Consider the following 15,403-nt stretch of genomic DNA (forward strand, 5'->3'; position numbering starts at 1 on the left):
TCCTCTGTGGTCCTGGCCGGGTCGGTCACGGTCGGATGAACCCCGGTCGGGCCGGCCATGGGCCGATGAACCCCGCTCGGGCCGGTCAGGGTCCGATGAACCCCGCTCGGGCCGGTCAGGGTCCGATGAATCCCGGTCGGGTCGGCCACGGCCAGGTGGCCCCCGTCGGGTTCGCCGCGGTCGTCCGGCCCCCGGTCGGCGTGGTCGGTGGGCCCGGCCGGTCTGCCCCCGGCGGTCCGCCACCGGGGCCCCTGCTCAGCCCGCGCGGCGATCCCGCCCGCGCGGCGACCCCCTTCAGCCGACCGTGCGCGGCAGCCGCAGGCTCAGTGCCGTCGTCAGGACCACGCCCGCCAGCTGTACCAGCAGTGTCGTCACGAGGGCGTCGCGCATGCCGTGGCCCGGGGCGAGGGACAGGAACAGGGTGCCCAGGGTGGCGACGCCGACGGCGAGCGCCGACTGCTGGGTGGTCGCCATCACGCCACTGCCGACACCGGCCCGCGCGGCCGGGACCTCGGAGAGGACGATCCGGATGAGCACCGGCAACTGGAGCGCCTGCCCCGCACCGGCGACCGCCGCGCCCGGGAGCAGCTCCCACATTCCGAGGTCCGGCCAGGACCGCCACGCGGTGAGCGCGATGAGGGCCACGCCCACCGCCTGGATCAGGCCGCCCGCGGTGACGACCCGGGTGCCGTGGCGGGCGATCAGCCGCGGCCCGCAGAGGGAGGTGACGAAGAAGACCACGGCCATCGGGGCGAGTGCCAGCCCGGCCGCGACCGGACCGAGGCCCGCGCCCCGTTGCAGCGCCACCGCGATGACGAACATGAAGCCGCTGAAGCCGATCGAGAACGGCACGATCATGATCAGGCCCCGCCGCAGTGAGGTCAGCGCGAACAGGCTCGGCGGCACCAGGGGAGTGCGGCCGGCCCGGTCCTCCCGGCGCTCGACGAAGTAGAACGCCGCCGCCAGCAGCGGGAACAGGGCCAGCGACAGCCAGGTCCACAGCGGCCAGCCCGCCGCGCGGCCCTCGGTCAGCGGCGCCAGGAGCGTGAGCAGCGACAGTGCGAGCAGGACCGTGCCGGAGGTGTCGATGGGCTCCGGGTGCTGCGAGCGGGTCTCCGGCACCGCCCGTGCGGCGAGGACCAGGCCGACGAGCACGACGGGGACGTTCACGAGGAACACGGCGCGCCAGCCGGTGCCCGCGATGTCCGCGGCGACCAGGAGGCCGCCGAGTATCTGCCCGGCCACCATGGAGAGCCCCGCCGTGGCGCCGTACAGGCCCATGGCCTTGGCACGGCGGGTTCCCGCGGTCGCCGCCTGGATGGTGGCGAGCACCTGCGGGAGCATCGCGGCGGACGCCGCGCCCTGTGCGACGCGGGCCGCGACCAGCGTCCAGGCGCTGGGCGCGAGCCCGCACGCCAGTGAGGTGAGGCCGAAGGCCGCCATGCCGCCGAGGAAGAGCTGACGGCGCCCGAAGAGGTCGCCGAGCCGGCCGCCCAGGACGAGCAGGACGGCGTACGAGACCCCGTACCCGGCGACGACGAGTTCGAGGACGGCCTCGCTCGCGTTCAGGTCCCGGCCGATGGTCGGGAGGGCCACGTTGACGATGAAGAAGTCGATGAGCGGGAGTGCCGCACCGAGCAGCACGGTGAAGAGTCCGAGGCCACCGAGGAGGGGTGGCGCGGACGGTGATCGGACTGGTGTGGTCAGGGTTCCGGTTTCGGTCACGTAAAGAGCTTCGTCCCCTTCTCAGGCTGGTACCAGAGTGTCCTTATCCTGGTAGAAGCAGTACCTGGAAACAGGTTCCGGTGGACGGCACTCTGGAGGCATGACGACGATGGTGCGGGAGACGACCACCACCCCGGCCGCCGGGGCGGCCCCGCGCGGAAGCGCGATCCGGCGGCACGAACTCGCCGCCTTCCTGCGCAACCGGCGCGAGCGCATCCCGCCCGAGCAGGTGGGGCTGCCCCGCGGCCGGCGCAGGCGCACCCCGGGACTGCGCCGCGAGGAGGTCGCCCAGCTCTCGGCCGTCGGCGTCACCTGGTACACCTGGCTCGAACAGGCCCGCGACATCCAGGTCTCCGAGCAGGTTCTCGACGCGCTGGCCCGCACCCTGCTGCTGGATTCCAGCGAGCGCGCCCATCTCTTCCAGCTGGCCGGCGCCGCCGACCCCACGCCCGCCGCGCGGTGCCCGACGCTCACCCCGGCGCTGCGCCAGATGCTGACGCAGCTGGAACCGGTCCCGGCCTGCATCCAGAACAGCCGGTACGACATCCTGGCGTACAACCGTACGTACGCCCGGCTGATGATGAGCGACCTGGACGCGGTGGCGCCCGAGGACCGCAACTGCATGGTCCTCGTCTACACCCACGAGGAGTGGCGCAGGTCGATCGTGCTCCTCGACGAGACCATGCGGATGATGGCCGCCAAGCTGCGCGCGTCGATGGCCGGACACCTCGGCGAGCCCGCGTGGAAGATGCTGGTCAAACGCCTGCGGACGGAGTCGGCGGAGTTCCGCGAGATCTGGGAGCGCTACGAGGTGTTCGGGGGCGCCCGCAGCAAGACGAAGCAGTTCCTGAACCCGTACGTCGGGCTCCTCACCCTCGACCACACCGACCTGTGGCTCGCCCCCGACATGGGTGCCCGGATGGTGACCTACGCCCCCACCGACGAGTCGAGCCGGGAGGGGCTGGAGAAGCTGTACGAGATCGCGCGGGCGGCGGCCTAGGCGGGCGCGTCCTGGGCGCGTACGCCCACCGCGTCCTTCACCTCGACGGACTCCAGGCGGCGGGCCGTCCGTTCGGCCGTTCCGCGCGCCCAGCGGCCGCTGGTCAGCGCGCCCAGGACCAGGACGGCGAGGCCGCATCCGGCGATGATCCACCAGGCGGGGCGGGCGGCCTCGACGAAGGTGTCACGGTAGGCCGACGCCCCCACGCCGGAGGCCAGGACGGCTCCTATCACGGCGACACCGAGCGTGCCGCCGATCTGGCGGCTCGTCGAGGCGACGGCGGCGGCGACACCGGCCTGCGTGCGGGGCATGCCGGAGACGGCGGTGTTGGTGATGGGGGCGTTCACGAAACCGAAGCCCAGGCCGAACAGGACGTACCCGATGACGAGCGTGACGTTCGACGTCTCGCCCTCGAAGCCGGCGAACAGGACACCGCTCGCGGTCATGGTGATCCCGGCGACGAGCAGGGACAGCCGGGGGCCCCGGTTGCCGACCAGCCGCCCGGACAGCGGCGCGCACACGAAGCACATCGCCGCCATGGGCAGCATCCACAGACCCGCGTGCAGCGCGTCCAGACCGCGGACGTTCTGCAGATAGAGCGTCGACAGGAACAGGAATCCGCTGAGCGCCGCGAACGCGCTGACGGCGATGACCGTGGCCCCGCTGAACGGCGCCGAGCGGAAGAAGCGCAGGTCGATGAGGGGTTCGGCGCGCCGGGGCTCGTACCACAGCAGGCCGAGCAGGGCGGCGACGGCGATCGCGCCGAAGACCGCGGTCCTGGCGACGGCGGAACCGGGCGCCTCGATGATCGCGTACGTCAGCGAGCCGAGCAGCGCGATGACGAGGAGCTGGCCGACCGGGTCGGGGCGGCGGGCCTTGGGGGCGCGGGACTCCGGGACGTAGCGCCAGGTGAGCAGGAGGGCGGCGAGGCCCACCGGGAGATTGATCCAGAAGATCGAGCGCCAGCCCACCGAGTCCACCAGGAGTCCGCCGACCAGCGGGCCCGCGGCCATCGATATGCCCACCACGGCGCCCCAGGCGCCGATCGCGCGGGCGCGCTCGCGCGGGTCCGTGAAGGTGTTGGTGATGATCGACATCGCCACCGGGTTCAGCATCGAACCGCCGACCGCCTGCACCATGCGGAAGGCGATCAGGGACTCGAGATTCGGGGCGAGGGAGCACAGCACCGAGCCGATGGTGAAGATCACCAGGCCCGCCTTGAAGATCCGGCGCCGGCCGATGCGGTCGGCGGTCGAACCCGCGAGCATCAGCAGCGACGCGAGGACCAGCGTGTACGCGTCGATCGTCCACTGGAGGCCGGCGACACTCGCGTGCAGTTCCTTCTGCATCGAGGGCAGGGCGACGTTCAGCACCGTGTTGTCCAGGCTCACGATCAGCAGGCTCATGCAGCAGATCGCGAGCACCAGGAGGCGGTGGCGTGGGGTGAGCTCGGGCATTCCACAAGCCTACGCCCACTTCGATAGTGCGTCTAACTAATGAACCTCACTCGATCGGGTGACGGCGGTCACGGCGCGTCCCCGGCGTCCCCGGCGGCCACCGCACTTCCGGGGAGGCCGCCGGCCACTGTCACGGCACCCGCTCCGGTACGCGACAATGGGGGAATGTCCACGACCGTCCTCGCCCCCGCCACTCCGCTGTCGATCGGCCCCCACACCGTCCAGCCGCCCGTCGTCCTGGCCCCCATGGCCGGGATCACGAACGCGCCCTTCCGCACCTTGTGCCGGGAGTTCAGCGGCGGCAAGGGCCTGTTCGTCAGCGAGATGATCACCACGCGGGCGCTGGTCGAGCGCAACGAGAAGACCATGCAGCTGATCCGCTTCGACGCGAGCGAGCAGCCGCGCTCGATCCAGCTGTACGGCGTGGACCCGGCGACCGTCGGCAAGGCCGTCCGCATGATCGCGGAGGAGGACCTCGCCGACCACATCGACCTGAACTTCGGCTGCCCGGTACCGAAGGTGACGCGCAAGGGCGGCGGCTCCGCCCTCCCCTACAAGCGCAACCTGCTGCGGGCGATCCTGCGCGAGGCCGTGAGCGGCGCCGGGGACCTGCCGGTCACCATGAAGATGCGCAAGGGCATCGACGACGACCACATCACCTTCCTGGACGCCGGCCGGATCGCCGTCGAGGAGGGTGTCACGGCCATCGCGCTGCACGGCCGCACCGCTGCTCAGCACTACGGCGGCACGGCGGACTGGGACGCCATCGCACGTCTCAAGGAGCACGTGCCGGAGATCCCCGTCCTCGGCAACGGCGACATCTGGTCCGCCGAGGACGCGCTGCGGATGGTGCGCGAGACCGGCTGCGACGGCGTCGTGGTCGGGCGCGGCTGCCTCGGCCGGCCGTGGCTGTTCGCCGACCTGGTGGCGGCCTTCGAAGGCCGTACGGACGGCCTGGCCGAAGGCCCAGGGGGACCCGGCGTCCGCCCGACCCTCCGGGAGGTCGCGGCCGTCATGGTCCGGCATGCCGGCCTGCTCGGCGAGTGGATCGGCGACGAGGCGCGCGGCGTCATCGACTTCCGCAAGCACGTGGCCTGGTACCTGAAGGGCTTCGCGGTCGGTTCCGACATGCGAAAGCGCCTCGCGATCACCTCGTCACTGGCCGAACTCTCCGAGGGACTGGAGGAGTTGGACCTCGACCAGGCATGGCCGGCCGGCGCCGACGGTCCCCGCGGCCGCACCTCCGGCAACAACCGGGTCGTCCTGCCGGACGGCTGGCTGCAGGACCCGTACGACTGCGCGGGCATCGGCGAGGACGCCGAACTGGACACCTCCGGGGGCTGACCGCACCCGTCTCACCCGCCGACGGCAGGCGCCCTCGACAGGGGAACACCGCTCCCCGACACTGATCGGCGTGACGGACAGCACGGTGTGGGTCGCGGTCTTCACCGGCGCGACGGCGGTGCTCGCCAGCTGGGTGACCACCCAGGGCAACGCCCGCGCGGCCCGGGTCCAGGCCGAGGCGTCGGCCCGGGTCCAGCACCGCGACCGGATCCGGGAGACCCGGCGGGGCGCCTACCTCGACCTCATGGAACAGGCGCACCTCACCGGCCAGTTGTACTGGCGGGTCGGTGACGCCTACGCGCAACTCGACGACCCCGACGACCGTCTGACGTGCGTTCAGGAACTGCGCGACGAACTGCGCGGCGCCTTCGACCCGCTCATGCGCGCGGTCCGGGTCGTCGTCCTGGAGGGCCCGGTCCCCGCCGCCGAGGCGGCCACGGCCCTTCAGCAGGCGGCGGCGCAGGCCAACCGGGCGCTGTGGCACGTGACTCGCGGCGACCCGGGCGCCCACCAGCGCTTCGACGGGGCCCACGAGGTCTTCCGCCACACGCTGGAGCGGTTCACCGGGACGGCCCGGGACGCCATGAACACCGTCTGAGGACCGTCAGGCTCCCCCCACCGCCGTGAGCAGCGCCAGCGGCGCCGCCGCGGACCTCGACTCCCGTACGCACGCGTGCGGGTAGGGCACCGGCTCCGCGTGCGTGGCACGGCCGTAGCCCGCGAGGACCTCGGGGAGTCGGTGGCCGGCCGCCGTGGCCGCGTCGACCAGGGCGTGGGCGACCGCGCGGGCCTCGTCGTGCAGGCCGTAGCGGGCCAGCCCCAGCGTGATCAGCGCGTTGTCGTGCGGCCAGACGGAACCGCGGTGGTACGACAGCGGGTGGTACGCACTCTGCCCGGCGGCCAGTGTGCGTACGCCCCAGCCCGAGAAGAAGTCCGGCTCCAGCAGACGCCGGCCGACCAGTTCGCCGTACTCCTTGTCCAGGAGACCGGACCACAGCAGATGGCCCGCGTCCGAGGCGAGCGCGTCGACCTGCCGACCGTCACCGTCCAACGCCAGTGCGGGAAAAGCCTGTTCGCTCATCCAGAAGTCCCGCTGGAAGCGGTCGCGGAGATCACCCGCGGCCTGTTCCAGAAGGGCCGCGTAGACCTCGTCGCCCCAGACCGTACGGGACAGATGAGCGGTGCGGCGCAGCGCGTCGTACGCGTATCCCTGCGCGCCCGCCGCCATCACCGGGCCGCTGGGGCGGCTGCCGTCCGCCGAGCAGATCGCACCCGGGGAGTCCTTCCAGTTCTGGTTGGCGAGACCGCCGCCGTCCGCGCGGTAGACGAGATAGCCGCACGAGGTCAGGCCGCCGTGGTCGAGCATCCAGCCGATCGCCGCGCGGGCGTGCGACTCCAGCCGCCGGGCCAGGGTCACGTCACCGGTCTGCTCGGTGTACGCGCCGAGCAGCACCAGGAACAGCGGCGTGGCGTCCACCGATCCGTAGTACCTCCCGTACGGCACCTGCCCGAAGTGCGCCAGCTCGCCGTGCCGGACCTCGTGCACGATCTTGCCGGGCTGGGCCACCGCGCCAGCCCCCACCTCGACCGCCTGCGTCGCGGCGAGCGCGGGCAGCGTGGCGGCGGCGAGCCGGGGACGGTAGGGGAGCGCGAACAGCGAGGTCAGCAGGGCGTCACGGCCCAGCAGGGTGAGGAACCAGGGGACCCCCGCGGCCGGCACCCGCAGCTCCTCGCCGTCCGGGCCGGTCGCCGGGACCTGGAGCACCGCGAGGTCCGACAGCCCGCGCGCGCAGGCCGCGGCCAGCTCCGGCCAGCCGGTCGGGAAGGGCACCCCCTCCGCGAACTCGTCCTCCAGCGCGAGCAGTCGCTCGTTCGCCGCCGCGGGGGACCGCGGCACCTCCGGCTCCTTCAGCGCGCCGTGCGGACGTGCCGCGACGCGCAGCGACAGCTCCGCCGAGGCGTGCGGCGGGAGGTCCAGGGTCCAGACGAGGCGCCGGGCGCCCGTGCCCGTCTCCTCGACCCCGTCCGGCGGCGGCTCGGAGGTCACCGTCGTACAGGACCGCCACTCCCCGCGCCGGTAGCTGAACTCCACGCCGTCGTCCAGGATCCGGCGCCCTCGTACGGCACCGGTCTTGGTGTACGTGCGGTGGTCGGAGCGCAGCTCGAACTGGTCCGTGAAGTCGGCGTCCACGGTCAGCGCGACACGCACGGTCGTGGGCGTCGGACGGTTGCTGGTGAGCCCCAGCGCCTCCACGAACGCGCCGTCGGTGACCGCCTGTTCACGGAAGAGCGTGTACGCGGGCGGTTCGTTGCGACCGCCGCGCGGGACGAGCACACAGCGTGCCGTGTCGCCGTCCGAGACCGGCGTCAGCGCCTCGGGCACCGCGCCGTCGACGGTCAGCTGCCAGCGGCTGAGGTGCCGGGCGTCCCGTACGAACAGCCCGTCCGGGGAGCTGCCGCCCCGCACCCCGCTGATGTCCCCGCCGTCACCGACGGCGGCGAACGTCCCACCGTGCACGAGCAGATGATGCCGGTCCGTCATCCCCGGTCCCCTCCCTTGGCGCCCGTCTCGAATGAACTGCGCGGCGCCGTGCCGCCCGGCGGTGTGCCGTGCGGGGCCGCGCCCTGTGCCGTGTCCGTGTCGAACGCGTCGCGCCCCGGCCGGGACACGACGGCCTGGTCCGCCCCCGAGGGCTCGTGCAGCAGGTCCAGCGTCAGCGCGGCCGTCCAGCTGAAGCCGAGTGCTCCGCAGGCCTCGCCGGTGTACGGATCCACGTACTCCGCGAACCCGGACGCGTCCGCCGTCTCCAGCAGCGCCGAACGCAGCTCCCGCGCGCGCCCGTGCTCCCCGTGCAGCCGCAGCCCGCGCTCCAGCAGCCAGTTGGTGTTGAACCAGGCCGGCCCACGCCAGTAGCGGCGCGGGTCGAAGGCGTGCCCGGTCAGGTCGTAGCTGGGCACCAGCCGGGAGACCCCGCCGAGCCCGAAGTGCGGGCCGGCCGCGGTGCGGACGAGAGTGGTGGCGATGTCGCGGGGCAGCGCGGGCAGGATGAGCGGGAGCAGTCCGGCGACACTGCGTTCCGGGATCAGCGCACCGCCCGGAGAGCGGTGCTCCGCATGGTGAGCACCGCTCCGTAACCGCCGCTCCGTTTCGTGAGCACCGCTCCGTGAGCGTGGCTGCACTTCGCGATCACCGCTCCGCGTGGGTCGCTCCGAGGCACGATCACCGCTCCGTGAGCACTGCTCCGTTCCGTGAGCACCGCTCTGTGGACCGGGCCCCGAAGCAAGGTCACCGCTCGGAGAGCATCGCTCCGCTCCGAGAGCGCCGCTCTCGTCGTCGCCGTACACGTCGCGGCAGAAGAACATCCCCTCGGCCGGGTCCCACAGCCGCTCCACCAGGGCCGCCGTCAGACGCTCCGCGCGTGCGTGCCGCGCGGTCCCCGCAGCACCGAGTTCCCGGGCGATGGCCGCGAGCGCGTGCTCGGAGGCGATCAGCAGCGCGTTGAACGCCGGGTCCTCGACGGCGAAGCGGCCGGACCCGTCTCCGAACCCGTCTCCGGACCCGTCTCCGGTCCCGTCGGCGTACCCGCCGTCCCGGTAGTCCGTGGCGAGCCGCACGTACCGCCCGTAGTCGAGATCCGTGGGGCGGTCCTCGGCGGAGCCGTGGTCGAGGTCGGCGCGCCGGAAGGTGCGCGGCGGGGCCGGGGTGATCCGGCTCAACGGGGCGTCCCAGCAGGGACTGTTGTCCATGCCCTGCTCCCAGGGGTGGACCACGGAGGCGAGCCCGCCGCCGCCCAGGTCCCGGCGGTGCAGCAGATAGCGGTGCCAGGCCGCGAGGCGGGGATACATCCGGGTGAGGAAGGACCGCGCGCGGGACAGGCCGGGGTCGGCCTGGTGCACCAGCCAGGTGGCGAGCGCGTGCACCGGTGGCTGCACGATGCCGGACGTCTGTACGGTGCGCGGGGCGCCCGCGGCGCGTCCCGCGGTCGAGGAGCGCCAGAAGTCGGGGCTGGGGAAGTACGCGTCGAGCGGGACGGAGGGGTTGAACACGATGTGCGGAATCCGGCCGTCGCCCCACTGGGCGCCGAGCAGGGTCTCCAACTCCGTCTGCGCCCGCAGGGGGGACAGATGACGCAGCCCGATCGCGATGAAGGCCGAGTCCCAGGACCACTGGTGCGGATACAGGCCGCGCGAGGGCACGGTGGACGTTCCCGTCCAGTTGTCTTCGAGCACGTGGGCGGCCCTGACGTGCGGCGGGCCGGCGGATTGGACGGGATCGTATACGTCGGCGGCGGCATGGGTGATCTCGCGCGAGCCGGGCGGAGCGGGGGAGCCCGAGGCGCGCACGGGGGCGGTGATTCCCGCGCGGCGGATGGCGAGTTGGGTTGTGCTGTCCACTCAGGTCTCCCCGAAGACGTCCGGCCGACCGGTTCGGCACTGGGTACCGTAGGGTTACGTCTATTTAACACGCAAAACTCAATATGTAATGCAGAGTTGGGGAACGCAAGGGGTTGGGCATGACCGGCATGACGGGAAGGGCGGCGAAGTCCATGAGGGCCGGGAACCAGGCAAGCGCCGGAGATCTGCTCGACCTGGTGCGCAGCGGCCGGGCCACGACGCGCGGCGCGCTGCAACAGGCCACCGGTCTGTCGCGGGCCACGGTCGGTCAGCGCCTCGACCGGCTCTTCCGCGCGGGCTGGCTGCGTCAGGGCGCGGGCGGCCCGGTGGACTCCCCGCTGGGCGGACGCCCCTCCATCACGCTGGAGTTCGACGACGCGCACGCCGTCGTCCTCGCCGCCGACCTGGACACCCGGCACGGCCGGGCCGCCGTGGTCTCGCTGACCGGCGAGATCCAGGCCGAGCACCACGGCACGCTGCGTATCGAGGACGGCCCGGACGCCGTCCTCGGTGAACTGGGCGGCTGGTTCGGCGAACTGCTGGAGAAGGCCGGGCGGGCCGCCGGTTCGGTGTGCGGGATCGGACTGGCGGTGCCGGGGCCGGTCGACAGCGAGACCGGCAAGGTCGTGCAGCCGCCGATCATGCCGGGCTGGGACGGTTACGACATCCGCGGGCGCCTGGGGCGAGCCTTCGCGGAACACGCGGGCGGCGGCACGGGGGCCGGGGTCCCCGTCCTCGTCGACAACGACGCCAACCTGATGGCGTACGGCGAACAGCGCACCGGGTACCCGGACTGCTCGGCGTTCGCCCTGGTCAAGGTCTCCACCGGTATCGGCGCGGGCATGGTGGTCGGCGGCTCCATCTACCGGGGTGTCGACGGCGGCGCCGGCGACATAGGACACATCCGGGTCGGCGCCGACGCGCTGTGCCGGTGCGGGTCGTACGGATGCCTGGCCGCCGTCGCGAGCGGTGGTGCCGTGGCGCGGCGGCTCGTGGAGGCGGGGGTGCCGGCCGCCTCCGGCTCGGACGTCCGCGACCTGCTGACGGCCGGGAACCCGGAGGCGATGGCGCTCGCCCGGGAGGCGGGGCGGCAGGTCGGAGACGTTCTCGCGACCGTCGTGACCCTGCTCAACCCGGGTGTGTTGATGATCGCCGGAGACCTGGCCGGGACCCCGTTCCTCACGGGTGTGCGTGAACTGCTCTACCAGCGGGCGCTGCCCCGCTCCACCGCTCATCTGGACGTGGTGACGTCGAGGCTCGGCGAGCGGGCCGGACTGGTCGGTGCCGGGGCGCTGGTCGTGGAGTACCTGTACGCGCCGGAGCGGGCCGAGGAGCGGCTGGCGGCACTGGGCGTATGAGGCCCCGGCACCCGGGGACGACCGCCACCCGCCACGCGGCGGCACTCAGCCCCCGGCTGCCACCGGCACCCGGCACCCATCGGCACTCAGCCCCCGGCACCCGGCGGCATCCGCCATCCGCCACCCATCGGCACTCGGTCTCCGGCACCCGGCGGCAGCCGCCCGCACGGGCGCTCAGCCCGTGGCCCCAGCGGCACCAGACGTCGTATGACAGTCGTGTGTCGGGTCCGAGTCGTGGTCCGCATGGTGAAATACCGGCCGTCCTTCCGGCGTGATTCTCGCCACCTCTGATCGGGGTGACGCTCAAATGAGCGGATCTTGAGCGACTGCACTTCCCTAAGGGGTGGCACTCAGTGCCACCCCCTGATCGTTCATCGATTAAACTCAGACGTGCCGGAGGCTGCTCAGGTGAGCGTGAATATCGATGGGCGCGCTCTCGCTCGTTCAAGAAGTGAAAACATCCCGCTCCGACCGCTTGCCAAGCCTTGACTTTCGATCGCGTGGCGGACGGGTGGTTACAGGCGCATGACGTGCAAGTGGACGTACCCAGGTGCCTTCGATCTGGGTATGTTCCTCGCCGTCAGGGCAGCCACCGCGACGTCGAGGAGTCGAGACGCGTGTCGGAAAACAAAGATCCCCACGTAGCCGGGAGCGGCGACAGCGGTGCCGGGGAAGTGAAGTTCGTCTACGACTTCACCGAGGGCAACAAGGACCTCAAGGACCTCCTGGGCGGCAAGGGCGCGAACCTCGCCGAGATGACCAACCTGGGCCTTCCCGTCCCTCCGGGCTTCACGATCACCACCGAGGCCTGCAAGACGTACCTCGACAGCGGCGAGGAGCCCGCGGCACTGCGTGACGAGGTCGGCGCGCACCTTCAGGCGCTCGAGGCCGGCATGGGCAAGACGCTCGGCCAGGCCGACGACCCCCTGCTCGTATCGGTCCGTTCCGGTGCGAAGTTCTCCATGCCGGGCATGATGGACACGGTCCTGAACATCGGGCTCTCCGACAAGTCGGTCCAGGGTCTCGCCCGGCAGTCAGGCGACGACCGCTTCGCGTGGGACTCCTACCGCCGTCTCATCCAGATGTTCGGCAAGACGGTCCTCGGCGTCGACGGTGAGCTGTTCGAGGACGCGCTGGAGGCCGCGAAGGTGGCCAAGAAGGTCAGCGTCGACACGGAGCTGGAGGCCGCGGACCTCAAGAAGCTGGTCACGAAGTTCAAGAGGATCGTCAAGACCGAGGCCGGACGGGACTTCCCGCAGGACCCGCGCGAGCAGATGGACCTCGCCATCCACGCGGTCTTCGACTCCTGGAACACCGACCGCGCCAAGCTCTACCGCCGCCAGGAGCGCATCCCGCACGACCTCGGCACGGCCGTCAACGTCTGCTCGATGGTCTTCGGCAACCTGGGCCCCGACTCCGGCACCGGAGTCGCCTTCACCCGCGACCCGGCCTCCGGGCACCAGGGCGTGTACGGCGACTACCTGCAGAACGCCCAGGGCGAGGACGTCGTCGCCGGCATCCGCAACACGGTCGCGCTCGCCGAGCTGGAGTCGATCGACAAGAAGTCGTACGACCAGCTGATGCGGATCATGGAGACCCTGGAGAACCACTACAAGGACCTCTGTGACATCGAGTTCACCATCGAGCGCGGCCAGCTGTGGATGCTCCAGACCCGCGTCGGCAAGCGCACCGCGGGCGCGGCCTTCCGGATCGCCACCCAGCTCGTCGACCAGGGCCTGATCGACGAGGCCGAGGCGCTCCAGCGCGTGACCGGCGCCCAGCTCGCCCAGCTGATGTTCCCGCGCTTCGACGACCAGGCGAAGGTCGAGCAGATCGGCCGGGGCATCGCCGCCTCGCCGGGCGCGGCCGTCGGCAAGGCCGTCTTCGACTCGTACACGGCGATCAAGTGGTCGCGTTCCGGCGAGAAGGTCATCCTGATCCGCCGCGAGACCAACCCCGACGACCTCGACGGCATGATCGCGGCGGAGGGCATCCTCACCTCCCGCGGCGGCAAGACCTCGCACGCGGCGGTCGTCGCGCGCGGCATGGGCAAGACGTGCGTGTGCGGCGCGGAGGAACTGGAGGTCGACACCAAGCGGCGCCGGATGACGGCCCCCGGCGGGGTCGTGATCGAGGAGGGCGACGTCGTCTCGATCGACGGCTCCACCGGCAAGGTGTACCTCGGCGAGGTCCCGGTCGTGCCCTCCCCGGTCGTCGAGTACTTCGAGGGCCGGATGCACGCCGGCGCGGACGACGCCGACGAACTGGTCGCCGCCGTGCACCGGATCATGGCGTACGCGGACCGGGTCCGCCGGCTGCGGGTGCGGGCCAACGCCGACAACGCGGAGGACGCCCTGCGGGCGCGGCGCTTCGGGGCGCAGGGCATCGGCCTCTGCCGTACCGAGCACATGTTCCTCGGTGACCGCCGTGAGCTGGTGGAGCGCCTGATCCTGGCCGACACGGACGCGGAGCGCGAGGAGTCCCTGAAGGAGCTTCTCCCGCTCCAGAAGCGGGACTTCATCGAACTCTTCGAGGCGATGGACGGTCTTCCGGTGACGATCCGTCTCCTCGACCCGCCGCTGCACGAGTTCCTGCCCGACGTGACCGAACTGTCGGTACGGGTGGCGCTCGCGGAGTCGCGTGGCGACGCCAACGAGAACGACCTGCGCCTGCTCCAGGCGGTGCACAGGCTGCACGAGCAGAATCCGATGCTGGGTCTGCGCGGTGTGCGCCTCGGTCTGGTCATCCCCGGCCTGTTCACGATGCAGGTGCGGGCCATCGCGGAGGCGGCGGCCGAGCGCAGGAACGCCAAGGGCGACCCGCGCGCCGAGGTCATGATCCCGCTGGTCGGCACGGTCCAGGAACTGGAGATCGTCCGCGACGAGGCCGACCGGGTCATCGCGGAGGTGCAGGAGACGACGGGCGTCGAACTGAAGCTCGCCATCGGCACGATGATCGAACTCCCGCGGGCCGCCCTCACGGCGGGACAGATCGCCGAGGCCGCCGAGTTCTTCTCCTTCGGCACGAACGACCTCACGCAGACCGTCTGGGGCTTCTCCCGCGACGACGTGGAGGCGAGCTTCTTCACGGCGTACCTGGAGAAGGGCATCTTCGGGGTCTCGCCCTTCGAGACCATCGACCGGGACGGCGTGGGCTCCCTCGTCCGCTCCGCCGTCAAGGCGGGCCGCGCGACGCGTCCCGATCTGAAGCTCGGGGTCTGCGGCGAACACGGCGGTGACCCCGAATCGGTCCACTTCTTCCACGAGGTGGGTCTCGACTACGTCTCCTGCTCGCCGTTCCGGATTCCGGTGGCGCGCCTGGAGGCGGGCCGCGCGGCGTCGACGTCGAAGGGCAGCGACCACCGGTAGCCGCGGGCGCACCGGGAACTCCGGTCCCTTAGACCGCCATTCGACCCTCACCGGCGATCGACGGTTCCGGCGTACGAAAGAAGCGGGGCGGCACCTTGTGCGGGGTGCCGCCCCGTCGTGCGTGAGCCTCCGGCGGTCCACGCCGAGGAAGTCACCGCACCTCAGGAGGGGTTGACCACCCACCCCGACCCTCACCCGCGCCTCCCGTGCTCCCGGATCACCTGATGGGATGGCGATCCGGAGGCCAAAGGTTTCAGCGCGTTACTGATCCATTACCTTCTGTCATCTCCGGTGGTCGTGGGACTGCCGGGATCAGAGAGGTGACAGATGAAGACGGCGATGGTGAGCGCGGTGGCGGCTGGGGTGTTCCTTATGGGGATGGGGGTCGCGGCGGCGGAGTCGTGGCACACGATCCCTCCGTTGACACCGACCGGCGTGGCCTTCACCCGCGGGCACTACCAGTTCAACCCGGCCGGCCGGAATCACGGCGCCTTCGAGTGGACCGGTGAACTCCGGGACGCCTCGGTCGGTGACGGCCACAACGTGTACATGCAGGTCCGGGTCGAGGGGCACAACTGGGTCCGCTACTACGGGAAGCAGCGGCAGACCGTGTCCATGCACCACTTCAACTGGGACGGTGCCCAGCGGTACACGGATGACGCGGAGGTCCGGGCCTGTCGGGACCTGGGTGCCGTCGTGCCGGACAACTGCTCCGTGCCGCGCCACTTCGAGCCGTAGCCGACGCCCCGGCGCGCA

The 15,403-nt window shown here is 71.8% G+C and carries 10 protein-coding genes; 6 read left to right on the forward strand and 4 right to left on the reverse strand.

Annotated elements, in window-relative coordinates; translation table 11 throughout:
- Positions 1-294: 294 nt before the first annotated feature.
- Positions 295-1,725: an MFS transporter gene (locus tag GFH48_RS26935; RefSeq protein WP_153290718.1), complete on the reverse strand. Its 1,431-nt coding sequence runs from the start codon at positions 1,723-1,725 to the stop codon at positions 295-297.
- 100 nt (positions 1,726-1,825) lie between these two features.
- Here GFH48_RS26935 and GFH48_RS26940 point away from each other — a divergent pair, with 100 nt between their 5' ends.
- Positions 1,826-2,725 carry a helix-turn-helix transcriptional regulator gene (locus GFH48_RS26940; RefSeq protein WP_153290719.1) on the forward strand — a complete coding sequence of 300 codons (900 nt, stop codon included), beginning with the start codon at positions 1,826-1,828 and terminating at the stop codon, positions 2,723-2,725.
- Here GFH48_RS26940 and GFH48_RS26945 read toward each other — a convergent pair.
- Positions 2,722-4,182 (reverse strand): MFS transporter, encoded by a 1,461-nt coding sequence (locus GFH48_RS26945; protein ID WP_153290720.1) that lies wholly within the window; start codon positions 4,180-4,182, stop codon positions 2,722-2,724. The genes GFH48_RS26940 and GFH48_RS26945 overlap by 4 nt on opposite strands.
- A gap of 165 nt (positions 4,183-4,347) precedes the next feature.
- Between GFH48_RS26945 and dusB the strand changes: the two genes are divergently transcribed.
- Both dusB and GFH48_RS26955 read left to right on the forward strand, forming a co-directional pair.
- Positions 4,348-5,526: a tRNA dihydrouridine synthase DusB gene (dusB, locus tag GFH48_RS26950; protein ID WP_153290721.1), complete on the forward strand. Its 1,179-nt coding sequence runs from the start codon at positions 4,348-4,350 to the stop codon at positions 5,524-5,526.
- 70 nt (positions 5,527-5,596) lie between these two features.
- On the forward strand, positions 5,597-6,124 hold the full coding sequence (locus GFH48_RS26955; RefSeq protein WP_153290722.1) for a hypothetical protein: 528 nt from the start codon (positions 5,597-5,599) through the stop codon (positions 6,122-6,124).
- Between the two features lie 6 nt (positions 6,125-6,130).
- On the opposite strand, the gene GFH48_RS26960 is transcribed toward GFH48_RS26955, so the two are convergent.
- Both GFH48_RS26960 and GFH48_RS39350 read right to left on the reverse strand, forming a co-directional pair.
- Entirely contained in the window at positions 6,131-8,068 is a 1,938-nt protein-coding gene (locus GFH48_RS26960; RefSeq protein WP_153293125.1) for an amylo-alpha-1,6-glucosidase, read from the reverse strand.
- Positions 8,065-9,921, reverse strand: coding sequence for an MGH1-like glycoside hydrolase domain-containing protein (locus GFH48_RS39350; protein ID WP_407698667.1), 1,857 nt, complete (start codon positions 9,919-9,921; stop codon positions 8,065-8,067). Before GFH48_RS39350 ends, GFH48_RS26960 begins: the two co-directional genes overlap by 4 nt.
- 119 nt (positions 9,922-10,040) lie before the next feature.
- Here GFH48_RS39350 and GFH48_RS26975 point away from each other — a divergent pair, with 119 nt between their 5' ends.
- From GFH48_RS26975 to GFH48_RS39355, 3 genes are all read left to right on the forward strand, one after another.
- Positions 10,041-11,279: an ROK family transcriptional regulator gene (locus GFH48_RS26975; RefSeq protein WP_407698668.1), complete on the forward strand. Its 1,239-nt coding sequence runs from the start codon at positions 10,041-10,043 to the stop codon at positions 11,277-11,279.
- A 617-nt stretch (positions 11,280-11,896) separates the two neighbouring features.
- Complete coding sequence (ppdK, locus tag GFH48_RS26980; RefSeq protein ID WP_153290724.1) at positions 11,897-14,647, forward strand: pyruvate, phosphate dikinase; 2,751 nt, start codon at positions 11,897-11,899, stop codon at positions 14,645-14,647.
- A 420-nt stretch (positions 14,648-15,067) separates the two neighbouring features.
- On the forward strand, positions 15,068-15,385 hold the full coding sequence (locus GFH48_RS39355; RefSeq protein WP_228120971.1) for a hypothetical protein: 318 nt from the start codon (positions 15,068-15,070) through the stop codon (positions 15,383-15,385).
- Positions 15,386-15,403 lie beyond the last annotated feature (18 nt).

Origin of the sequence: Streptomyces fagopyri (genome assembly GCF_009498275.1) — a bacterium.
Classification (GTDB): Bacteria; Actinomycetota; Actinomycetes; order Streptomycetales; family Streptomycetaceae; genus Streptomyces; species Streptomyces fagopyri.